This is a genomic window from Streptomyces sp. NEAU-174, from assembly GCF_052665095.1.
The window spans coordinates 128,266-150,793 of record NZ_JBQTCE010000019.1; the positions used below are offsets into that span (position 1 = coordinate 128,266).

Annotated in this window: 17 protein-coding genes, 1 tRNA gene and 1 pseudogene; 6 read left to right on the top strand and 13 right to left on the bottom strand. The window is 71.2% G+C overall.

Annotation, left to right across the window (positions count from 1 at the left end):
• Window positions 1-44: 44 nt before the first annotated feature.
• Window positions 45-119: transfer RNA gene (locus tag ACT2CW_RS40700), tRNA-Val, on the bottom strand.
• Between the two features lie 278 nt (window positions 120-397).
• On the opposite strand from ACT2CW_RS40700, the gene ACT2CW_RS40705 reads away from it, so the two are divergent.
• The 3 genes from ACT2CW_RS40705 (at window position 398) to ACT2CW_RS40715 (ending at window position 3,291) form a co-directional block, all read left to right on the top strand.
• Window positions 398-1,750 (top strand): hypothetical protein, encoded by a 1,353-nt coding sequence (locus ACT2CW_RS40705; protein WP_445520240.1) that lies wholly within the window; start codon window positions 398-400, stop codon window positions 1,748-1,750.
• Window positions 1,751-1,927: 177 nt separating this feature from the next.
• Window positions 1,928-2,161, top strand: coding sequence for an FmdB family zinc ribbon protein (locus ACT2CW_RS40710; RefSeq protein WP_445520241.1), 234 nt, complete (start codon window positions 1,928-1,930; stop codon window positions 2,159-2,161).
• Window positions 2,162-2,334: 173 nt separating this feature from the next.
• Window positions 2,335-3,291, top strand: a complete 957-nt coding sequence (locus ACT2CW_RS40715) for a DUF4383 domain-containing protein (RefSeq protein WP_445520242.1) — start codon at window positions 2,335-2,337, stop codon at window positions 3,289-3,291.
• Here the strand turns inward: ACT2CW_RS40715 and ACT2CW_RS40720 are convergent.
• The 4 genes and pseudogenes from ACT2CW_RS40720 to ACT2CW_RS40735 form a co-directional block, all read right to left on the bottom strand.
• The gene (locus ACT2CW_RS40720; RefSeq protein WP_138915870.1) at window positions 3,284-3,946 is read right to left on the bottom strand and encodes an O-methyltransferase; all 663 of its coding nucleotides are present in this window, start codon (window positions 3,944-3,946) and stop codon (window positions 3,284-3,286) included. The genes ACT2CW_RS40715 and ACT2CW_RS40720 overlap by 8 nt on opposite strands.
• 323 nt (window positions 3,947-4,269) lie before the next feature.
• Window positions 4,270-5,130, bottom strand: a complete 861-nt coding sequence (locus tag ACT2CW_RS40725) for an HAD family hydrolase (RefSeq protein ID WP_138915869.1) — start codon at window positions 5,128-5,130, stop codon at window positions 4,270-4,272.
• Window positions 5,131-5,243: 113 nt separating this feature from the next.
• Window positions 5,244-8,171: pseudogene (locus ACT2CW_RS40730) on the bottom strand (phosphoribosyltransferase); the annotation flags it as partial.
• Window positions 8,172-8,734: 563 nt separating this feature from the next.
• Complete coding sequence (locus tag ACT2CW_RS40735; protein ID WP_445520243.1) at window positions 8,735-9,922, bottom strand: HpcH/HpaI aldolase/citrate lyase family protein; 1,188 nt, start codon at window positions 9,920-9,922, stop codon at window positions 8,735-8,737.
• A gap of 234 nt (window positions 9,923-10,156) precedes the next feature.
• On the opposite strand from ACT2CW_RS40735, the gene ACT2CW_RS40740 reads away from it, so the two are divergent.
• Entirely contained in the window at window positions 10,157-11,290 is a 1,134-nt protein-coding gene (locus ACT2CW_RS40740; RefSeq protein WP_445520244.1) for a TerD family protein, read from the top strand.
• Between the two features lie 52 nt (window positions 11,291-11,342).
• Here ACT2CW_RS40740 and ACT2CW_RS40745 read toward each other — a convergent pair whose 3' ends face one another.
• From ACT2CW_RS40745 to ACT2CW_RS40770, 6 genes are all read right to left on the bottom strand, one after another.
• On the bottom strand, window positions 11,343-12,071 hold the full coding sequence (locus tag ACT2CW_RS40745) for a TerD family protein (RefSeq protein WP_445520245.1): 729 nt from the start codon (window positions 12,069-12,071) through the stop codon (window positions 11,343-11,345).
• 181 nt (window positions 12,072-12,252) lie between these two features.
• On the bottom strand, window positions 12,253-13,446 hold the full coding sequence (locus ACT2CW_RS40750) for a DUF475 domain-containing protein (protein ID WP_414083520.1): 1,194 nt from the start codon (window positions 13,444-13,446) through the stop codon (window positions 12,253-12,255).
• A gap of 51 nt (window positions 13,447-13,497) precedes the next feature.
• Window positions 13,498-14,073, bottom strand: a complete 576-nt coding sequence (locus ACT2CW_RS40755) for a TerD family protein (protein WP_037962224.1) — start codon at window positions 14,071-14,073, stop codon at window positions 13,498-13,500.
• A 140-nt stretch (window positions 14,074-14,213) separates the two neighbouring features.
• A complete protein-coding gene (locus ACT2CW_RS40760) occupies window positions 14,214-14,789 on the bottom strand; it encodes a TerD family protein (RefSeq protein WP_037962225.1) in 576 nt (191 codons plus the stop codon).
• A 171-nt stretch (window positions 14,790-14,960) separates the two neighbouring features.
• Window positions 14,961-15,419, bottom strand: a complete 459-nt coding sequence (locus tag ACT2CW_RS40765; protein WP_037962226.1) for a peroxiredoxin — start codon at window positions 15,417-15,419, stop codon at window positions 14,961-14,963.
• A gap of 163 nt (window positions 15,420-15,582) precedes the next feature.
• Complete coding sequence (locus tag ACT2CW_RS40770; RefSeq protein WP_009718270.1) at window positions 15,583-16,023, bottom strand: DUF3052 domain-containing protein; 441 nt, start codon at window positions 16,021-16,023, stop codon at window positions 15,583-15,585.
• 472 nt (window positions 16,024-16,495) lie between these two features.
• Here ACT2CW_RS40770 and aceE point away from each other — a divergent pair, with 472 nt between their 5' ends.
• Complete coding sequence (aceE, locus tag ACT2CW_RS40775; RefSeq protein WP_182470534.1) at window positions 16,496-19,225, top strand: pyruvate dehydrogenase (acetyl-transferring), homodimeric type; 2,730 nt, start codon at window positions 16,496-16,498, stop codon at window positions 19,223-19,225.
• Between the two features lie 356 nt (window positions 19,226-19,581).
• Here the strand turns inward: aceE and ACT2CW_RS40780 are convergent, their stop codons facing one another.
• Entirely contained in the window at window positions 19,582-19,956 is a 375-nt protein-coding gene (locus ACT2CW_RS40780; protein ID WP_445520246.1) for a peptidase inhibitor family I36 protein, read from the bottom strand.
• Between the two features lie 117 nt (window positions 19,957-20,073).
• Window positions 20,074-21,675, bottom strand: coding sequence for an MFS transporter (locus ACT2CW_RS40785; RefSeq protein WP_445520247.1), 1,602 nt, complete (start codon window positions 21,673-21,675; stop codon window positions 20,074-20,076).
• Window positions 21,676-21,802: 127 nt separating this feature from the next.
• Between ACT2CW_RS40785 and ACT2CW_RS40790 the strand changes: the two genes are divergently transcribed.
• Window positions 21,803-22,468, top strand: a complete 666-nt coding sequence (locus ACT2CW_RS40790; RefSeq protein WP_138915861.1) for a TetR family transcriptional regulator — start codon at window positions 21,803-21,805, stop codon at window positions 22,466-22,468.
• Window positions 22,469-22,528 lie beyond the last annotated feature (60 nt).

Consider the following 22,528-nt stretch of genomic DNA (forward strand, 5'->3'; position numbering starts at 1 on the left):
GATGTCAAAGACCCCCAACCGGGATCGGCTGGGGGTCTTTTCGCTGGTGGGCGCAGACGGGTTCGAACCGCCGACATCTGCCTTGTAAGGGCAGCGCTCTACCGCTGAGCTATGCGCCCCAGGGGAGCTGTCAGCCTACAGGGTTTCCGGGGTGGTGCCGCAATTGTGGGGAAGGGGCCGCGGAGGGGGTGGGCTCGGGTGGAGAAGTCCGCAGATCGCGAACCGAACCGAGCGCTGTGCTCGTCAGTGTCGGGTGGGAGAATGACATTCGGACCGGGCGATCCATCGGGAGCGGGCAGTGGCGGCGTCATCAGCAGAGTCTGCGCGTCCAGCGCGCCGTCCGCGTCGTCCGGCCGACCGTGTTGCCCCGGTCGTCGCTTTTGCCCGGCTCGTCAGTGTGCGTCGGTCGCGGCCGTCGCGGCCGTCGCGTGGTCCCTCCGTGCTCGGGCTGGTGTTGCTGCCCGTGCCGTTGCTGGTCGCGGTGGGGTCGTTGTCGTTCGCCGGTGGGGGTGGGGGGCGGCGGTGGTTCGGGGGGCGGGGGGAGAGTCAGCGGGCGGAGGCGCAGGCGGCGAAGGATGCCGCGGCGGCGGCGTTCTATGAGCTGGACACCGCGCAGCGGGATCTGCGGATCTCCATCGAGACGATCACCGCCGTGGACGATTCGCCCGCCGCGCGCCGGACGGCGGCCGACTTCTCGGCGCTGGCGGGGCGGATCGACCAGGTCAGCCAGGACTACATCACGGCGGTGGACGCCCATGATCTGGACCGGGACGATCTGGACGCGGCGGCGGCCTCCCGGGCCCGCGCCGAGCTGACCAGGGCGAAGGACGCGCTGGAGCGCACGAAGGCGGATCTGGACCGGTTCGGGCAGGGGCTGGGGGCGCTGCTCGAGCAGGCCGAGACCCGGCTGGCGCGGCTCGCGCCGGCGGTGGAGCGGGCGCGGCAGGCGCTGCTCGCGGCGAGTAACGCGCTGGACGCGGTGCGTGCGTCGGGGCTGCGGGCGGACGATCTGGCGGCCCGGCTGGCGGCGCTGTCGCCCGAGCTGACCAAGCTCAACCAGGGGGCCGGACAGCACGGTGTGCAGGAGACCCTGCGGCGCGCCGACGATGTGCTGCGCAGGGCCGAGGCGGTGCGCGGGGAGGCCGAGCGGCTGCCGGAGCGGGCCGCGGAGATCGACAAGCGGCTGGTGTCGCTGCGCACCCGCGCCCAGGCGATCACCACCCGGGCCGCCGGGGTCGAGCCCGTCCTCAGCGAACTGCGCCGCCGCTACACCGCGGCCTGCTGGCAGGATCTCCAGCCCGTCCCCGCGCAGGCGGCGCGGGATGTGGCGCAGGCCGAGGAGAAGCTCAAGGAGGCGCAGTCGGCGCGCGAGGAGCAGCGCTGGCCGGATGCCACCGCGCTGCTGGCCACCGTACGGGCGCTGCTGAACAGTACGGACGAGGCCGTCTCGGCGGCCGGGGACCGGCTGCGGCGGCTGGACGAGGTGTCGTACGACCAGCAGAAGGAGATCGAGCGCACCCGGTTCGCGATCCGCGACGCGCAGCGGCTGGCCATGGCCGGGCGCAGCACCCCCGATCCGCGCCACGCGCGCCCGCTGGACGACGCCGTGGAGCGCCTCGACCGGGCCATCGCGGGTCTCGAGGGGCGGCATCCGGACTGGTGGCACTTCCTCTCCGAGACCGAGGCCGTACGGCAGACCGTCGGCCGGGTCGTCCAGGAGATCCGGGACGAGCGGGGCGGGGGGCATTGAGCCCGCCCAGGGTTCAGGGGTTCCGGGGTTCCGGGGTTCCGGGGTTCAGGAGTACTGGGGTACTGGGGTTCCGGGTTCGTTCGCAGGGTTCCGGGGTTCCGGGGTTCGTTCGCAGGGTTCAGGGGTTCCGGGTTCGTTCGGGGGGCTGACCTGCGGTTCGGTGGTTATGCTCCTGCCATGCCTCGCTATGAGTACCGCTGCCGCGCCTGCGGCACCACCTTCGAGCTGAACCGGCCCATGGCCGAGTCCTCCGCTCCCGCGGCCTGCCCGGACGGGCACGGCGACACGGTGAAGCTGCTGTCCACCGTGGCCGTCACCGGTGCCGCGTCCTCGTCGTCCTCCGCTTCCCCGGCCCGGCCCCCGTCCGGCGGTGGCGGTGGCGGCTGCTGCGGGGGCGGCTGCTGCGGTTGAGCCCTGGGGGGCCGGGGCGGATCCTGGAGATGCGTACCCGTGCCGCGCCTCCGGTTGTGCGCATGCACGTCGTGCACGCCGCCGCGCGCCGGTGACGTGGCGGTCCACGGGTACGGCCCCGACCGCCAAGAGCGCGCGGCCGAGGTCCGGCGCCAGCAGCAAGGAGGCCGGAGATGGCTACGGGCCGCCCCTCCCCCATCGGTCCTCATCCCGCCGGAGTCGCACGGCACTTCCCGGAGCGGATCGGCGCGCACACCACGCTCGATGAGGCTCTGCCCGTCGATCACCGGCTCAGCAAGGTCTATCGCGTCGGCGCCGGGCTCATGGGGCTGGTGCTCGTGGCCTTCGGCATCCTGGGCCTGATCCACCGGGTCGGCTTCTTCGACACCGGCAGCAACACGGTCGCCGGGCTCAACACCAACGGCACGCTGAGCGTGCTCTCCATCGTCATCGGGCTGCTGCTGTTCTTCGGCATGCTCATCGGCGGCAACTTCGCCTCGTCGCTCAACATGGTGCTCGGGCTGCTCTTCCTGCTGAGCGGGTTCGTCAATCTGGCGCTGCTGGAGACCCCGTACAACTTCCTGGCGTTCCGGATGCAGAACGTGCTGTTCAGCTTTGTGGTGGGGCTGCTGCTGATGTGGTTCGGGATGTACGGACGGGTCAGCGGCGGGCTGCCGCACGACAATCCGTACTGGGTGACCCGCCATCCCGAGCAGGCCGAGCGCGAGGCCGCCCACGCGCGGGAGCTGGTCGCGGCGCGGGAGCGCGCCGCCGAACGGGGCGGTACGGCCGTCCCGCCCGGCGCCCCGCTCACGCCCGAGGTCCCGGCGGCCCCGGGCACCCCGGGTGGGCCGGGAGCCCCCGGTGGGCCGGGTGGGGCCGGCGGTGGGCCGGGTGGGGCCGGCGGTGGGCCGGGTGGGGCCGGCGGTGGGCCGGGTGGGGCCGGCGGTGGGCCGCTTGAACGGTCCGGTCAGCCGCCCGGCAAGTGGGGCAAGCTGGATCAGCCCGGGGGCGGGGAGCAAGCCCGGCCCGCCGAGCGGGCCACGCCCGCCGGTCGCCCCAAGCCCACTGGGCGCTGGGCCCGGGTCCGGCGGCGGATCCGCGACCGGCGCGACCGGCGGCTCAGCTGACCCGGCGCGCGAGCGTCAGACCGTCGGCGACGGTGAGCATGACCGCCTCCATCCGGGCGTCCGCCGCCACATGGTCGTTGAACGCCTGGATCGCGGCGCCCCCGGGCGACGGCGCCGCCTCCATGACCTGCGCGTGGTAGAAGACGTTGTCCGCGACGATCAGACCGCCCGGGTTCATCCGCGGGACCAGCTCCTCCCAGTACGGGATGTAGTTCTGCTTGTCCGCGTCGAGGTAGGCGAGATCGATATGGGGCTCGGCGGGCATCGCGCGCAGCGTGTCCAGCGCGGGCGCGATCCGCAGGTCGATACGGTCCTCGACGCCCGCCTTGGCCCACGCCTTCCGCCCGTACGCCGTCCACTCCTCCGACACATCGCAGGCGATCAGCCGGCCGTCGGCGGGCAGCGCCTGGGCCATGGCCAGCGCGGAGAAGCCGGTGAAGGTGCCGACCTCCACGATGTGGCGGGCGCCGATCAGCCGGACCAGGAAGGCCAGCAGCGGGGCCTGCTCCTCGGCGGACTGCATCCCGGCGTGGCCGGGGAGGTTGCGGTGGGTGACCTCGACGAGCTCGCGCAGGACCGGGTCGAGCGGCGGGTTGTGCCGCAGGACGTAGTCGTACAGCTCGGCCGTGATCGGTGTGCTCTTGCTCTCGGCCATCGCGGCCTCCCTTTCGGCTCCTCGGCTCTTCGGCTCTTCAGCTCTTCGGCTCCCCGACCGGTTCCGGTCCGGTCCGGTCTGGTCCGTCGCATTCCGTTCGGCTTCAGCTTTCCAGACGGCGTACGACCGTCGCGATCGCGGAGTGGCTGCCGCTGGTCGGGGCCCGCCGATATCGGCCGGACCGAGCGCTGGTCCGGGCGTCACGGCACCGAGGCGGTCTGCTTCGGCCGCCCGGCGCCGATCTTCCGCGGCATGATCTCGGTTCCGGCCGGTATCGGGCCGACTGGTCAGTCCCGGCCAGCTGATCAGTCCCGGCCGACCGATCAGTCCCGGCCGCGGGAGACAGCGCGGATGATCTGGCTGCGGGCACGCGCCCAGGTAACGGAGGAGCGCTCGCCCAGGGCGCGGACGATGGCCTCGCCCGCCGCGACGCCCTTCTCCTCGACCACGGTCAGCTGGGGTGCCGACCAGCCGATGTCGGCCAGTTCGCCATGGCCGGGACGCCAGGCACGGTCGGCCGCGAGCAGCAGATCGGTGTCGAGCAGCGAATCGCCCGCGGCGAGCACCTCGTCGGCTCCGGTGCGGCTCTTGATCTCGGCCACGGCCGCGCTCTTGGTGAGCGGCTTGGGCACGGCGTAGATCTTGCGGCCCTGGAGGGAGACCGTCCAGCCGCGCGGGTCGGCCCACTGGGTGAGCTCCTTGACGTACCCCTCGGGCAGCAGTTCCCGCCTCACCACGAGATAGGCGAACAGCTCCTCGGCCACCCGCTCCTTGAGCAGCCAGGCGGGGTCGGCGGTGGCGCTGAGGTGGGCGCGCACCTCTTCAAGGGGGGCGCATCCGTCGTCGAGAGCGCCGCGCACCCGCTGGTGCCAGTCGGCGTCGGGCTCGCCGTTGACCAGCAGCTGGCCGCCGTTGGCGCAGATCGCGAAGCGGGAGGCGGGGCCGGGGAGGCGGATGCGGCGGTACTGCTCGACGGTACGGGTGGTCGTGGGGACGAAGACGGAGGTGCGGACCAGCTCGGCGAGCAGCCCGGCGGCGGTCTCGGTCAGGTACGACAGCGGCTTGCCCTCGTACGTCTCTACGCACAGCAGCCGCGGGGCCTCGGCGTCCGGCATCTCGAGGCCGAGCGCGGCCGCGGAGTAGATCAGGGTGCGGTCGAGGTCGCTTGCCACCAGAACGCTCATCGTGCCGCCACCGTTCTCTCGTGTCTGCCGGCGGCCTTGCCCGCCGTGTTCGCCGTGTTCGCGGTGTTCGCCTTGTCGGCCGTCTCGTCGGCCGTCGTGCCGGCAGCCGTGCCGACCGTCCTTCCGTCGGCCCCGGTGGCGCCCCGGGTGTAGCGCGGGTGGATCAGCCCGACGCAGGTGTACGGGAGGTCGTCGGCCTCCTCGACCGGCACTCCGCGCTGCTCGGCGAGCAGCCGCACATGGTCCAGGTCAGCGCCCGCGCCGCGCTGGGCGAGGATCTTCCACGGGACGCGACGCAGCAGCACCCGGGTGGTCTCGCCGACGCCCGGCTTGACCAGGTTGACGTCGTGGATGCCGTACTCCTGGCTGATCCGCTCGACCGCGGCCCAGCCCTCCCAGGTGGGGGTGCGGTCGGTGGCCGCGAGCCGCCCGGCGTCGGCCAGGGCGTCCTCGGCGACCTCGGCGAAGCGGGCCGAGACGGTGTCCAGGAAGTGCTCGGAGACGTCCGCGCCGGCGAGTTCGCGGTAGTACTTCGCGCCGTGGAAGTCGTTCGGGCCGACGAGGTCGGCGCGGAGCACGGTGCGCGATATCAGCCCGGAGACGGTCGAGTTGAGGCACGCGGAGGGGACGAGGAAGTCGTCCCGGGTGCCGTAGGTGTCCACACAGCGGCCGGGGTCGGCGAGGACCGCGATCCGCGGGTCGAAGTCCGGGTACGGGGCGAGGGCGTCCGACAGCTCGCGGGTGATGGCGCCCTTACCGGTCCAGCCGTCGACGAAGACGACGTCGGAGGGGTCGTGGTGGTCCGCCAGCCAGCGCAGCGCGGCGGTGTCGATGCCGCGGCCGCGCACGATGGAGATCGCGTAGTGCGGGAGGTCCAGCCCGTGGGTGTGGCGCGCCCAGCGGCGCATCAGCACGCCGACGGGGGTGCCGGCACGGGCGAGCGAGACGAGGACGGGGCGCGGGGAGCGCTCGGCCAGCACGGTCTCGGTGACCGCGCCGACCGCGCGGGCGATCCGGGCGGCGGAGGTGTCGAGGGCGGCCCGGAACAGCTCCTGGTAGCGCTCGTTCGGCTGGTACTCCACGGGCAGCGACTCGGCGTAGTGCGCGCCCCCGCTCTGGATCGCCTCCTCCCGCTCCTCGGTGGGCGCCTCAAGGGTGACGTGGGAGAAGTCCTGGAGCAGCCAGCCCACCTCTTCGGGGGCGTAGGACGAGAAGTCCGGCCCGCGCAGGGGCTCGTAGGACGGTTGGTGCATGGGCGGTGCCTGTCGTTCGGGGACGGTGCGGGTGGTGCGGGGGGTGGGTGGGGTCTGGGGGCGGTAGGACGGCACCACGGCCAGCACCAGCCGGTCCGTGTGCGCGCTCAAACCGGCGAGCAGCCCGTCGGGGGCATGCAGCGCGGGCGTGTCGGCGGCCGAGTCGACGACGGCGAGGATGGCGTCGAAGCGGCGGGCGGGGTCGGCGCCGGGCGCCACGTTGTACGCGTAGCGGGGGCCGGGGCCGTCGGCGGGGTCGTCGTGCGCGGGGAAGGTCAGCCGGGTCCTGATGGCGTACCCGGGGTCGTCGACGGCCAGCACGGGCGAGCGGGTGGTCGTCGAATACCGCACCTCGACGCCGTCGAGGGCCTCGTCCAGCGCCTCCGCGATCCGCAGCGGCGCGTACATCAGCTCCTCGAACCCGAGGACGAGGACGCGACGGAGGGGGCGGGGTGGGGTGGGGGCGCCACCGACGCGGGGACCGCCTGGGGCGCGGCCGGGCCCGGCCGCGTCGCCCCCCTACCCCCCCCGGGCAGAAGCGGCCCGGCATTGGGCTGCCGCCAGGTCGTCAGCAGGCGCGGCCGGTACGTCCGGCGAGGCCGGTGCGTCTGGCCCGCCCAGGGCGCCGCCCGGCCCGTCCGGGGCGTCGCCTGGCGCCCCCGGGGCACCGCCCGGCCCGCCCGGGGTGGGCGCGGCCCGGCGCGGGGTCGCCGCCGGGTCGTCGGCAGGCGCGGCCGGGGCGTCCGGCGAGGCCGGTACGTCTGGCGCGGCTGGTGCAGCTGCTGCGGCCAGGTGGTCCGGGTCCGGCGCGGTGTGTCCCGCGGGCGCCGCCGTCGCGGCATCGTCCGGTGCGGTACCGGTCGGCGCGGTACCGGCGGATGCGGTACCGGCGGGTGCGGTACCAGCCGACGCGGCATCGGCCAGCACGGTATCGGTCGGTGCCGCAGAGGTGTCCGGTGTTTCCCTCAGCGCCGCCGCGAGGCGGGTTGCCATGGCGGGGAGGGCCGCTTCCAGGCAGGCGCGGTGGGTGGGGGTGAAGCCGTGGCGGCCGCCGTCCGGGAGCCCTTCGGGCCAGCCGAGGTCCACGCGGGTGGGCGCCGGGCCCGCCGGGGGCCCCGCAGGGGCGGTCGCGCCCTCACGGGTCCCGGCGGCCGCCTCGTGCGCGGCCACCAGCGCCGCGCCGCGCTCCAGGACGTCGTCGGGCAGGTGCACCGCTCCGGCCGCGGCGGCGACCAGGTCGACGCGGGCGCCGAGGTCCGCCGCGAAGGCGTCCAGGCGGGCGCGGTCCTCCGGCGAGCGCATGTCCACCAGGGCCACCACCACATAGTGGTCGCGGGGGAAGCGGCGGTGGAGGGCGGCGATGGTGTTGAGGACCGTACGGCCGGTGGAGAACTCGTCGTCCACGAGGACCAGCGGGCCCGTCGAAGCCAGGAACCCGGGGTCCTCGGGGAGCAGCAGATGGGAGGTGGCGTGGCTGTGCTCCTCCTCGAAGCCGCCCACCGTGGCGACGCCCGGGACCGGGCGGCGGGTGGAGTGGAGGTAGGGGGCGAGGGCGAGCCCGTCGGCCACGCTGTGGCCAAGGCCGGTGGCGGTCTCCGCGTACCCGAGCACCACCGCGCGCGCCGCCGCCTCGTCGCCCAGCAGCTCGCGTACCCGGCGGCCGAGCCGTACGCCCGCGCCGTGGACGGTGGCGGGGCGCTGCGGAACGTGCTTGCCGAGCACGTTGGAGACCAGCAGATGCGCCCGCTTGGGGTTGCGCCGCAGGGCCAGCCCCAGCAGCTCACGCAGCTCCGCGCCACCGTGAGCGTTCCCACCGCCGTCGCCGTTCGGTCCGCCGTCGCCGCTCCGACCGCCATCGCCGCTCCGACCGCCGTCGCCGTCCCCGCCGCCGTGGGCATTCCGGCCGCCGTCGCCGTTCGGTCCGCCGCCGCTCCGGCCGCTGTCGTCGTCCCGCCCACCATCGGCGTACGGTCCGCCGCCGCCGTCCCGACCGCCGTCGCCGTCCCGACCGCCGTGGGCATTCCCGCCGCCGTCGCCGTACAGGCCACTGTCACCGTTCCGGCCACCGTCCGCGCCCTGGCGGCCCCGGCCGCCCACGGCGCCAAGGCCATCGCCGTCCCCGCCCCCGGTCCCGGCTGCCCCGGCCCCGTCCCCGGCCCCACCCCCGGCCAGCCGTACTCCCAGCCGGTCCGCGACCCACTGTCCCGACCACACGTTGTCCACGCTCACGCCGCCCTGCGCCTCGTTTCCATCGTCCCTCGTCCCTCGTCCCCGGCCCGGGCTGACCCGGGCCGACCCGACCCGGCCCGGCCCGCGCCGGCCCTCGTCGGCCCTCGCCGGCCCGGTTCGCTCTACGGCCGTAGGCTCGCCGCCAGCAGCTCCACGAAGCTCACATCCTCCCGGGCCACCCCGAAGACCTCCGCGCGTCGCAGGGTCCGCTCGGCCCAGGCCCGGTGCGGCTTCACCTCGTTCATTTTGTTGGTGTACGAGGAGCGCAGCACACCGCCCCCGCAGCGCTGCGGCTCGAGGATGTCCACCGCGTCGCTGAACTCCTCGTGGCTGACCACGGAGAGCGCGTGCACCGGGGCCACATGGCTGGGGTGGATGCAGGTCTTGCCCTGGAGGCCGTTGGCCCGGTCCAGCTCGATCTCGCGCAGCAGCCCGTCCATGTGGTGCTCGATCAGCGCGGTGCGCAGCGACTCGGCGCGGCCGCTGCTGAAGGGGCTGATCCGCAGCTGCGGCTTGAACATCCGCTCATGCGGTTTGAAGTACTCCCACACCGGCCCGGTGATCGTGAAGCCCGTGCCATCCGCCCGGCCCAGCATGTTCACCACGTCCGCGATCACGGACGCGACCAGTTGGACGTCGTAGGCGGTCATGTCCGGCGCCCTGCGCAGCCCGTACGCCGAGCACAGATCGGTGACCCCGAGGCGCAGCGCCAGCACCCGCTCCCGGTACTTGTCGACAATCCGGCTGATGCCGCTGAGGCTGTCGGTGCGCGTTTCGCGGTGCATCAGCTCGGGCGATTCGAGGACCGGCATCGCGAACAGCCGCCGTCCGCCCAACTCCTCGGCCACCTGGGCGGTTTCGGCCGACATCAGCGCCTCGAGGAAGGCCCGGCCACGCTCCTCGGTGAATTTCGGCAGTACGAATCCGGACAGCAGCCGCACGCCCGCACCGAGCCGGGAGACGAGATCGACGATCTGCTCGGGGGTGCGGACCCGGATGAAGAGCAGCGGCAGCGAGATTCCCGGGCCGCGCCCGGACAGCTCCGCGAGCTGCCGTACGAGGTTCTCCTCCGCGCCCGCCACCTCGGCGTCGTCGATGGAGTCCTCCAGGCACAGCACCATGGAGACCACGCCACGACCTGCCTGTTTGACGATGTCGTCGGCCAGCCGGGGCCGGGTCGCCGGGCAGTACAGGGTGGCGCCGAGGGCGACGGCCAGCGTCCGGGCGGGCGAGTCCACGCTGAATTCACCGGGCTCCCGGTGGAAGAGGCTGGCGCGCACCTCGACGGGCAGATGTTCGAAATGCCGCATACAACTCCCCGCACTGCCGGTACGCCGCCTCGGTCACGCTGACCCACGGTTGGCCGATAATCGTACGTGCGGCCATGGGTCAAAAGTTCCCCAAGGGCGTGAAAATCACGTAACCCATGTGCGTCCGCGTGGTGTCCGGCATGCCCGCCCTGCCGCCCCGTACCACCCCCGTACCGCCGCCCGCCGCGTACCCTGCGTTGTCCCCGCACCCACCGGGAGGGCAGGATTGCCGCCATGACGCAGGCGATGCTGAAGGGATCGAACATCCCGCTGGAGGCCACGGCCATACGCGCGGTGCTGCGCTGGACCCCCGGCACGGACGTACCCGACGTGGACGCCTCGGCGCTGCTGCTGGGGCCGGACGACCGGGTGCGCACGGACGAGGACTTCGTCTTCTACAACCAGCCGCAGCACCCCTCGGGTCTGGTCCGGCATCTGCCCAAGACGCCGAACCAGGACGCGCTGACGGACACCATCGAGGCCGAGCTGATCGGGCTGGAGCCGGAGGTCCGCCGGGTGGTGATCGCCGCGTCCGCCGACGGCGGCACCTTCGGGCAGGTGAGGGATCTGAGCCTGCTGCTGTACGACGCCTCGCCCGGTGCGCCGGACCCGGCGGACGCCGAGCCGGTCGCGATCTTCGCGGTGCTGCCGGACACCGGCAAGGAGACCGCGCTGATCTGCGGTGAGGTCTACCGGCGCGGCGACGGCTGGAAGTTCCGGGCCCTGGGGCAGGGCTATGAGTCGGGGCTGGTCGGGCTGGCCACGCAGTACGGGATCTCGGTGGAGGACGGCGAGGGCGGCGAGGGCGGCCCGGAGGACGACGGCACCACGGCCGAGCCGGAGGCCACCGCCGCTCCCGAGCCCGCCGCCGCTCCCGAACCCCCGGCCCCCGCCCCTGAGCCCTCGGCCGCCGCGCCCCCCGCGCCCGCTTCGGCCCCCGGCACTGCGCCCCCGCCGCCGCCGTCCGACGCGACGACCCAGGCCCACCCCCCGGCGTACGGCTATCCGCACCCGGTGTCGCCCGACCCCTGGGATCCGCAGCGCACCCAGCCCATGCACCCCGCCGCCGCGCAGGGCGACAGCGGCTACGCCTATGTGCCGTCGCAGGTGCCGCCCCCGCCCCCGCAGGCCCCGGCCCCGGGCACGGGGTATCCGCAGCCGCCCCAGGCCCCGGCACAGCCCGGCTACGGCTATCCGCAAGCGCAGCCACAGCCGGGATACGGCTATCCGCAGCCCGCCACGTACGGCTATCCGCAGCAGGTGCAGCCGACGGGGCCGGTGGGCCCGCCCCCGCCGCCGATCCCCGCCCAGGTGCCGGACCCCCATTTCGTCCTGCCGCCGCAGGGCCCGCAGTTCCAGAACAGGTAGGGACAGAACAGGTAGGGACAGCCGGGGTCGGGGGCCGGAGGGCGAGCCGGGGTCACACCTTGGACTTGTAGCCCCGGCCCCACTGGAGGCCCCAGCCGTACAGCCGGTCCAGCTCCGCCTGGAAGCCGTAGACGTACTTCACCTCGCGGCGGACCACCATCTCGCCCTTGACGTTCTCGATCAGCACGACGGCGCAGGAGCGGGCCTGCGGGGCGCGCTCGTCGAGTGCGATCTCCACCCGCGGGCCATTGCTCGGATAGAGCGTGACCAGGCCGTGGGTGCGGTCGAAGGCGGGGGTGCCGTCGTAGATGTAGACGAAGACGAGCAGTCGCTTGATGTCGTCCTTGTGGTCCATGTTGACGTAGACCGTCTCACCGGACCCGGAGCCGAACCGGTCGTCGCCGCTGAGCTTGATGTACGGCGGCTCGTTGAGATTGCCGAAGAACTCGCCCAGCGGCTGCACCACGCCCTTGGAGCCGGTCTTCAGCTCGTACATCACCGCGAGGTCGAGGTCGACATTGACCAACGCGGGCCCCTGGGCCTGCACCGGCTCGGGCTTGAACATCTGAAGCGGATGGCGCAGCGAGCCGCGCCGCGCCCTGCTGTTGAAGTCCGAGGTGCGCATCTGCCAGGAGAGGTTGATGCGCAGATTGCCGGTGGCGGCCCCCTGCTTGGTCAGCGAGATCGACGCGTTCCGCCTGGTCAGCTCGACCACGCCGGACGCGTCACCGCTGTCGAACTGACGCCATGCGGACCGTCCCCAGTTGTTCCAGAACGCCATGGTGCGCACCCCCACCCTTCGTCGCTCGCTGCCTCGCCGCTGGCAGAAGGCTGCCCGGGAAACAGCCCCACAAGCCGCCCGTCCGGCCGCTCAACCGCCACGGGGCGGCCGGGAGGTCGGAAGACCTCGGCCGCCCCGCTCAGAGCGTTCCTCAAACGCCGCCGTGTCACACTCCCGGCGGTCAGACTCCGGAGGTGACTTCCGTCTTGGCCTCCGCGTCCTCCCCGGCGGCCGCCTCCTTACGGTTGCGCCGGACCGAGGACCAGTACGAGGCGGCGATCAGCACCACGCCCACCAGGCCGGTGATGACCTCGTTGATCTCGTACTTGATCGTGACCAGCAGGATCACGGCCAGCGCGCCGATCGCGTAGTGCGCGCCGTGCTCCAGGTAGACGTAGTCGTCCAGGGTGCCCCTGCGGACCAGGAAGACGGTCAGCGACCGGATGTACATGGCGCCGATGCCCAGACCCAGCGCCATCTCGAAGATGTCGTTGGTGATGGCGAAGGCACCGATGACCCCGTCGAAGGAGAAGGACGCGTCGATGACCTCGAGGTAGAGGAAGAGGAAGAACGCGGCCTTGCCGGCCAGGCCGACCACGGAGGCGCCGCTGGAGCCACGGCCGCCGCTGCCGTTGAGCTGGGCGTTCGTGGCCGCCTTCGCGCCCTCGTCGCCCTCGTCCCCGGCCGCACCGGCCTCGTCGTCCTCGTCTTCGTCCTCCTCCTCTTCGAGCTTGTCCTCGAAGTAGCCGGAGATACCGCCGACGATCAGATAGGTGAGCAGCCCGGCGACGCCGGACAGCAGGACGGTGGCGCTCTTGTCACCACCGCCGTGGGCCACGTCGGTGGCCACGGTGGTGGCGGCGATCAGCAGCCCGACCAGGGCGACCACGATCGAGAACGTGTCCAGCTTGCCCAGCTTGGCGAGCGGCTTCTCCAGCCACCCCAGCCACCTGATGTCCCGCTCCTCGAAGATGAAGTCGAGGAAGATCATCAGCAGGAAGATCCCGCCGAAGGCCGCGATCGCCGGGTGCGCCGCCGTGACCAGGTGTTCGTACTGGTTCTTGTCGTTGATCGCCAGATCGACGGCCTCGATGGGGCTCATCTTGGCCGTGACGGCGACGATGATCACCGGGAAGACCAGCCGCATGCCGAAGACGGCGATCAGGATGCCGACGGTCAGGAAGATCTTCTGCCAGAAGGCGTTCATCTTGCGCAGAATGCCCGCGTTGATGACCGCGTTGTCGAATGAGAGCGAGATCTCCAGGATCGAGAGGATCCCGACGATGGCGAGCCCCTGCCACCCCCAGAGGACGCCGGCCAGGGCCAGACCGATCGCCGTGATGGCGAACGACCAACCAAAGGTTTTGAGGAGCACTGCCTACCCAATCCTTCGTCGTAAGGTCTCCCCCGCGCGCTTTACGCGGCTTTACGAAACGTTGACTCCGAAGTCTAGAGCGATGCCGCGCAGACCCGACGCGTACCCCTGCCCCACGGCCCTGAACTTCCATTCGCCGCCGTAGCGATAGACCTCGCCGAAGATCATCGCGGTCTCGCCCGAGGCGTCCTCGGAGAGGTCGTAGCGGGCCAGTTCCTGGCCGTCCGCCTGGTTCACCACCCGGATGAACGCGTTGCTGACCTGCCCGAACGTCTGGCGCCTGGCCTCGGCCTCATGGATGGAGACCGGGAAGACGATCTTGTCGACCTCGGCCGGGACCTTGCCCAGGTCGATCAGCAGGGACTCGTCGTCACCCTCGCCCTCGCCGGTGAGGTTGTCGCCGGTGTGCTCGACGGAGCCCTCGGGGCTCTTGAGGTTGTTGTAGAAGATGAAGTACTCATCGCCGAGCACCCGCCCCGACTGGCACAGCAGGGCGCTGGCGTCGAGGTCGAACGGCGCTCCGGTGGTGGAGCGCGCGTCCCAGCCCAGGCCGATGAGCACCTGTGTGAGGTTCGGAGCGGCTTTGGAGAGGGAGACATTGCCCCCCTTGGCGAGTGTGACGCCCATGATGCTGTTTCCTCCCCGGGTGTTGCATGGGTGATACGCGTCCGGCGCCGCACCCCTGCCTCTGGGGCGCGGGGGGTGCGGCGCCGGAATGACTGCCCTGTCGACGGCCTCGGCGGCCTTCGACGGCGCTCGGACGTCGCTCAGACGTTGACGCCGAAGTCCTGCGCGATACCGCGCAGGCCCGAGGCGTACCCCTGGCCGATGGCGCGGAACTTCCACTCCGCGCCGTTCCGGTACAGCTCGCCGAAGACCATGGCGGTCTCGGTCGAGGCGTCCTCGGAGAGGTCGTAGCGGGCGAGCTCATTGCCGTCGGCCTGGTTCACCACGCGGATGAACGCGTTGCGCACCTGGCCGAAGCTCTGCTGACGGGTCTCGGCGTCGTAGATCGACACCGGGAAGACGATCTTGGCGACATCGGCGGGGACACCCGCCAGGTTCACCTTGATCTGCTCGTCGTCGCCCTCGCCCTCACCGGTGAGGTTGTCACCGGTGTGCTCCACGGAGCCGTCGGGGCTCTTGAGGTTGTTGAAGAAGACGAAGTTCTGGTCGTTGCCGACCTTGCCCTCGGCGTTGGTCAGCAGGGCGCTGGCGTCGAGGTCGAAGTCCGTGCCCGTGGTGGTACGGGCGTCCCAGCCGAGACCCACGACGACCGCGGTCAGGTTCGGGGCTTCCTTGGTCAGCGAGACGTTGCCGCCCTTGCTGAGGCTGACTCCCACGAGTCCTCCCAAAAAGGTTCGTCAGGAGCACTGCGTGCCCCTTCATCAAAGGTTTCCCATCAGGATCAACGCGTCGATCCTAGTGAGCGGTTCCCGGCCGCTACAGGGTTTCGCCAGCCCTGGCTACAGCGTTTCGCCGAGCCAGGGCCACAGCGTTTCGCCGGGCCTTGGCTAGAGGGCTTCCAGGGCCTTGACGTAGTCGTTGAGGTCCCGGGCGTCGGGCAGGCCGTTGACGACCGTCCAGCGCACCACGCCCTCCTTGTCGATCACGAAGGTGCCGCGCACCGCGCAGCCCTTGTCCTCGTCGAAGACGCCGTAGGCGCGGCTGGTCTCGCCGTGCGGCCAGAAGTCCGACAGCAGGGGGTACTCCAGACCCTCCTGCTCGGCGAAGACGCGCAGGCTGAAGGGCGAGTCATTGGAGACCGCCAGCAGCTGGACGTCGTCGTTGACGAACTTCGGCAGCTCGTCGCGGAGCGCGCACAGCTCGCCGGTGCACACGCCGGTGAAGGCGAACGGGTAGAAGAGGAGCACGACGCTCTTCTCGCCCCGGAAGTCGGAGAGCCTGACCGACTCGCCGTGCTGGTTCTTCAGCTGGAAGTCAGGGGCCTTCGCGCCGACCTCTATCGCCATGGGAGCCATCCCTTCGTTCACATTCGGAAGATCATGTTCGACATGATCAGACGTTGAATTGATCAAGGTTTGAATTGATCATGTACCGCGCGGCCCAGCCTACGCTCAGAGCCCCCCTCCGTAGGGATACGGAGGGGGGCTCTGGGGTGTGGATTCGCCGGCCTCAGCGCTTGCCGCTGCGTGCGGCTTTGGGCGTGACCAGGCGGCTGCCCGTCCAGTCCTTGCCCGCGTTGAAGCTCTTGGTCTGGGACAGGCCGGCGGTGGTCGCCGCCTCATTGATGTCGCTCGGCTCGACATAGCCGTCACGGCCGGTCTTGGGCGTCAGCAGCCAGACCGGTGCGCCGTCGTCGATCATCTGGATGGCGTCCACCAGCGCGTCCGTCAGATCGCCGTCGTCCTCCCGGAACCACAGCACAACGGCGTCGGCCACATCGTCGTACTCCTCGTCGACGAGCTCCTGGCCGGTGATCTCCTCGATGGCCTCGCGGAGCTCCTGGTCGACATCGTCGTCGTAGCCGATCTCCTGGACCACCTGTTCGGGCTGAAAACCCAGCCTCGCGGCAGGGTTGGTCCGCTCCTCCGCGTGGTCCGCGGTCGCGCTCACGGATTGCCTCCTGTCATCTTTCATTCACTCTTCGAGTCTGTGCGTCCCGCGCGCGTACGCGAGGGCTTGGGCGTAGTCCACACGGGCCGGGCGGATCGCGCAAGTACCCGGCCAGCGATCCCGCCCAAACGTTGACGTGTCGCCGCAACTCCCATCATGGAGGAACGACACGCAACGGCGCGCGGTCGACCGGATTGCCCGAGGATGTCCGGCTTACGTGTGTGTCTAGCCACCCTACGCCGCTCCCGTGCCGAACGGTCGTACGCAGACGACCCCGGTCGTGGGCGTAAGGTTGCGATTCGGCCGTCGCAGGTGAGACGGCCGCCGGAGCGCCCCGGCTCGCCTGGTGATGGTTACCACTCGGTAGAGGTGACGTATCCCGTACCCGAGGTACACGATGGAGAGCGGCGCGACAGCAGCAGAGCACGTATCCATGTCCGTGCACCGCACGACCGAAAAGCGAAGGAATAGCGTGGCTTCCGGATCCGATCGCAACCCGATCATCATTGGCGGCCTTCCCAGCCAGGTCCCGGACTTCGATCCCGAAGAGACCCAGGAATGGCTCGACTCGCTCGACGCAGCCGTCGATGAGCGAGGCCGGGAACGTGCCCGCTACCTGATGCTTCGCCTGATCGAGCGCGCCCGCGCGAAGCGCGTCGCCGTGCCCGAGATGCGCAGCACGGACTACGTCAACACCATCGCCACCAAGGACGAGCCGTTCTTCCCCGGCAACGAGGAGATCGAGCGCAAGGTCCTCAACGCGACCCGCTGGAACGCGGCGGTGATGGTCTCCCGGGCGCAGCGCCCGGGCATCGGGGTCGGTGGCCACATCGCCACCTTCGCCTCGTCCGCCTCGCTGTACGACGTGGGCTTCAACCACTTCTTCCGTGGCAAGGACCACGACAGCGGCGACCAGATCTTCTTCCAGGGCCATGCCTCGCCCGGCATCTACGCCCGCGCCTTCCTGCTCGACCGGCTCAGCGAGGACCACCTGGACGGATTCCGTCAGGAGAAGTCCAAGCTCGGTCACGCGCTGTCCAGCTACCCGCACCCGCGGTCGATGCCGGACTTCTGGGAGTTCCCGACGGTCTCCATGGGCCTGGGCCCGCTCGGCGCGATCTTCCAGGCGCGGATGAACCGCTATATGGAGGCACGCGGCATCGCCGACACCTCCAACTCCCACGTCTGGGCGTTCCTGGGCGACGGCGAGATGGACGAGCCGGAGTCGCTCGGCCAGCTCTCCCTGGCCGCCCGCGAGGGCCTGGACAACCTGACCTTCGTGGTCAACTGCAACCTCCAGCGGCTCGACGGCCCGGTGCGCGGCAACGGCAAGATCATCCAGGAGCTGGAGTCGCAGTTCCGCGGCGCCGGCTGGAACGTGATCAAGCTGGTCTGGGACCGCACCTGGGACCCGCTGCTGGCGCAGGACCGCGACGGCATCCTGGTCAACCGGCTGAACACGACGCCGGACGGTCAGTTCCAGACGTACGCGACCGAGACCGGCGCCTATATCCGCGACCACTTCTTCGGTGATGACCAGCGGCTGCGCAAGATGGTCGAGGGCATGACCGACGACCAGATCCTGCACCTGGGCCGCGGCGGTCACGACCACAAGAAGATCTACGCGGCGTACTCGGCGGCCAAGGCGCACAAGGGCCAGCCGACGGTGATCCTCGCGCAGACCGTCAAGGGCTGGACGCTCGGCCCGAACTTCGAGGGCCGCAACGCGACCCACCAGATGAAGAAGCTGACGGTCGACGACCTCAAGCGCTTCCGCGACCGGCTGCACCTGCCGATCCCGGACAAGGAGCTGGAGTCCGGCCTCCCGCCGTACTACCACCCGGGCCGGGACTCGGAGGAGATCCAGTACATGCACGACCGCCGCAAGGCGCTGGGTGGCTACGCGCCGACCCGTGTCGTGCGCGCGAAGCCGCTTCAGCTGCCGGGCGACAAGACCTACGCCACGCTGAAGAAGGGGACCGGTCAGCAGCAGATCGCCACCACCATGGCGTTCGTGCGGCTGCTGAAGGACCTGATGCGGGACAAGGAGATCGGCAAGCGGTTCGTGCCGATCGCGCCCGACGAGTACCGCACCTTCGGTATGGACTCGCTCTTCCCCTCGGCGAAGATCTACTCGCCGCTGGGCCAGATGTATGAGTCGGTCGACCGTGAGCTGCTGCTGGCCTACAAGGAGTCGCCGACCGGGCAGATGCTGCACGACGGTATCTCCGAGGCGGGCTGTACGGCCTCGCTGATCGCGGCGGGCTCCGCGTACGCCACGCACGGCGAGCCGCTGATCCCGGTCTACGTCTTCTACTCGATGTTCGGGTTCCAGCGCACCGGTGACCAGTTCTGGCAGATGGCCGACCAGCTGGCGCGCGGCTTCGTGCTGGGCGCGACCGCCGGTCGTACGACCCTGACCGGTGAGGGCCTCCAGCACGCGGACGGCCACTCCCAGCTGCTGGCCTCGACCAACCCGGCGGTCGTCGCGTACGACCCGGCGTTCGGCTTCGAGATCGCGCATATCGTCCAGGACGGTCTGCGCCGGATGTACGGCGAGAACAGTGAGGACGTCTTCTACTACCTCACCGTCTACAACGAGCCGATCCAGCACCCGGCCGAGCCGGAGAACGTCGACCGCGAGGGCATCCTCAAGGGCCTCTACCGCTACCGGCAGGGCGAGAAGGGCTCCGTACCGGCGCAGATCCTCGCCTCCGGTGTGGCGGTGCCGTGGGCCGTGGAGGCCCAGCGCATCCTGGCCGAGGACTGGAACGTCAAGGCGGACGTCTGGTCGGCCACGTCCTGGAACGAGCTGCGCCGGGACGCCATCGAGGTGGAGGAGCACAACCTGCTCCACCCGGAGGAGGAGCAGCGCGTCCCGTACGTCACCCGCAAGCTCGCCGACGTGGAGGGCCCGAAGGTGGCCGTCTCCGACTGGATGCGCGCGGTTCCCGACCAGATCGCGCGCTGGGTCCCCGGCACGTACCAGTCGCTGGGCGCGGACGGCTTCGGCTTCGCCGACACCCGCGGCGCGGCGCGGCGCTTCTTCCACATCGACGCCGAGTCGATCGTGCTCGGCGTCCTGACGGAGCTCGCCCGCGACGGCAAGATCGACCGCTCCGCCCTCAAGCAGGCGATCGACCGCTACCAGCTCCTGGACGTCTCCGCCGCCGACCCGGGCCCGGCAGGCGGCGACGCGTAGCCGTCTGCGACGGCGGTCAGCCGTAACGCGGGGCGGGCTGGAGGTGTCCAGCCCGCCCCGCGTCGTCGTGTGCCCCGATGCCAGAGGTTGATCGAGGGCGGGGGCGCGGCGCCCCCGCCCTCCCCCACCAGGCCCAGGGGCTCCGCCCCGGCCCCCGGAACCCGGCGCCACACGGACGGCGGCGGGACCACCGCCGCCATCCGGCGGGACGCTTGAGGACAGGCCCGGAGGGCGTCCGGGTCCAGGGGCGGGGCCCCTGGTTCGGGAAGGGGCGGGTCGGGGAACATCCCGGCGCCACACCCAAGCGGCGGGGTCCGACGCGGGGCCCGGGCCGCCGGTCAGCGTTCCCAGAGCGGTCAGCGTTCCCAGATTTTGAAGGCGCGGACCTGGTACGGGGTTTCGGGGGACCAGGTGCCGGTGGGGTAGGTGTGGTACTCCGCCGTCTCGGCGCATTCGCGGCTCTGATAGGCCGTCACCGGGCGGCCCGTGCGGTTCGCCAGGGACGCGGCGGTGGTGCCGGGCGGCAGGGGGACGCAGCTTTCGATGTCCACGTCGGCCAGTTCATGGGTCTGGCGCGCCCCCGTGAAGCCGCCGCTCCGCCACAGGCACAGCTGTCCGGCGGCGCAGTTCCCCAGCCGTGGCGGGGCGGCGGGGCGGGCCGCCGCCGCGGCCGGGGCGAGGGTGGCGGTGAGGGCCAGCGCCGAGACGGCGGCCGTAAGGATCTTGCGCATAACGCTTTCGCTCCCCGTGTGGAAAGAACAGAACGGGAGCCAGCCTGTCCGCCGGCTCCCGTTCGCCACCATGGGGTCGATCAAGGTCCACCCTGATAGGGGGTTGACCGCGAGGGGTCAGATGTGGACGGCGCCCCCGGACGCGTCCGCGTTCTCACCGCGCTTGGTGAAGGCCGCGACCAGCGCCGCGACCACCGAGACCACGGCGGCCACCGTGAAGGCGAGCCCCATCCCTGACACGAAGGTGTCATGCGCGACGGCCGTGATCCTGCCCGCGACCTCCGGCGGAGTGCCCTTGGGAACGGGGGCGATGCCGACCTCGACGGCGTCGGACGCCTTGGACTCCGCGCCCTCGGGCATCGGCGGCAGCCCGGCGTCCGCCCACTTCTCCGGCAGCGCGCTGTCCACCCGGCCCGCCATGACCGCGCCCAGGACGGCCGTACCGAGGCTGCCGCCGACCTGCATCGCGGCCTGCTGGAGGCCGCCGGCGACACCGGCGTGCTCGATCGGGGCGTTGCCGACGATGACCTCGGTGGCGCCGACCATGACCGGGCCGAGGCCGAGGCCCAGCAGGGCGAACCACACGGCCATCTCGAGGCCGCCGCTGTCCGCGTCCAGCCGGGAGAGGCCGAACATCGAGACGGCGGTGATCGTCATGGCGCCGACCAGCGGCGTCCGCGGCCCGAACTTGGTGATCAGCGCACCGGCCAGCGGCGAGGCGACGATCATCATCGCGGTGAGCGGCAGCAGCCGCAGCCCGCTGTCGACGGGGCTCATCCCGTGCACGTTCTGGAGATAGAAGGTGACGAAGAACAGCCCGCCCATGAAGCCGAAGGCCATCAGCACCATCAGCACGGTGCCCGCACTCAGCGGCACCGAGCGGAACATGCTCAGCGGCAGCAGCGGCTCCGCGGTCCGGTTCTCCCAGAAGACGAAGACGGCGAAGCAGACCGCCGACAGGCCCAGGAAGAGCAGCGTGCGCTGGTCGCCCCAGTGCCAGTCGGCGGCGTTGATCAGCGCCCAGATGAGGCAGAACATCGCGCCGGACAGCAGCACGATGCCGGGGAGGTCGAAGGACCGCGGGGCCTTCTCGGCGCGGTGGTCCACCAGGAGCAGCAGTCCGAGGACCACGGCCAGCACGCCGACGGGCGCGTTGATGAAGAAGACCGACTGCCAGTTGACGTGCTCGACGAGCAGCCCGCCGACGATGGGCCCGGCGGCGGTGGAGGCGCCGATCACCGCGCCCCAGATGCCGATGGCCATGTTGAGCTTCTCGGCGGGGAAGGTGGCGCGCAGCAGCCCGAGCGCCGCGGGCATCAACAGCGCGCCGCACAGGCCCTGGAGCACCCGGAACGCCACGACGAGCGACACCTCGCCGGAGAAGCCGATGGCCGCCGAGGAGAGGGCGAAGCCGATGACGCCGATGAGGAAGGTCTGCCGGTGGCCGAAGCGGTCGCCCAGCTTGCCCGCCGTGATCAGCGCGACGGCGAGGGCCAGCAGATAGCCATTGGTGATCCACTGCACATCGGCGAGCGAGGCACCGAGGTCCTTCTGGATGGCCGGGTTGGCGATGGCGACGATGGTGCCGTCGAGGGCGACCATCGTCACGCCGAGGGCGACGGTGAGAAGCGTCAGCCATGGATGACCCCGAAGCCCCTTCGGGGGAACGGCTATGGGAGGTTCCGGCGCCGGTTCGGCGACGGTGGTCGAAGAGGTCATGACCGGAGGCTAATGTCAGCGTCTGACAATTGACAAACCGATTCATCCGCCGGTAACTGACGTTTTTGTCACAGGTATCCTGAGCAGCCGCGACGCGGCCCCACACCGGTAGAAAGCGAGCCGATAGGTGACGACGGACGAGGCAGTGGCGGGCACGACGACGCCGCCACCCGCCGGGCTGCGCGAGCGCAAGAAGCGGCGGACGCGAAGCGCCCTGGTGCGCTCCGCGCTGGAGTTGTTCACCCGTCAGGGATACGAGCGGACGACGGTCGACGAGATCGCCGAGGCGGTCGAGGTCTCCCAGCGCACCTTCTTCCGGTACTTCGCCAACAAGGAGGAGGTCGCCTTCGCGAGCCAGGAGTCGGCCGAGTGCCACTTCTTCGCCGCCCTATGCGGACGCCCCGCGGGCGAGGCGCCGCTGGCCGCGCTGCGCGGCGCGATCCTCGACGCCTGGGGGAACATCGGCGAGGCCATCGAGCAGCTGGTGCCGCCCGAGCTCCATATGCGGATGTACCGGGTGATCGAGTCCACGCCGAGCCTGCTCGCGGTCCATCTGCGCCGCACCGCGGAGATGGAGGAGCGGCTGGCGCGCGAGATCGCCCGCCGCGAGGGGCTGGACATCGACGCCGATCCGCGGCCGCGGCTGGTGGTCGCGATGTTCGGCGGGGTGATCCGGGTGGCCGGGAAGCTGTGGACCGAGGGCGAGGAGGACAGCGTCGTCACATTGCGAGACCTCACCGCGTTCCATCTTGATTACGTGGGTCCCACCCTCGCCGAGAAATGGGATAAATAGCATCAATTCCGGCATAGCTCCCAAGCATTCCCGCTTTCAAACGTGAGATGAATCACGGGG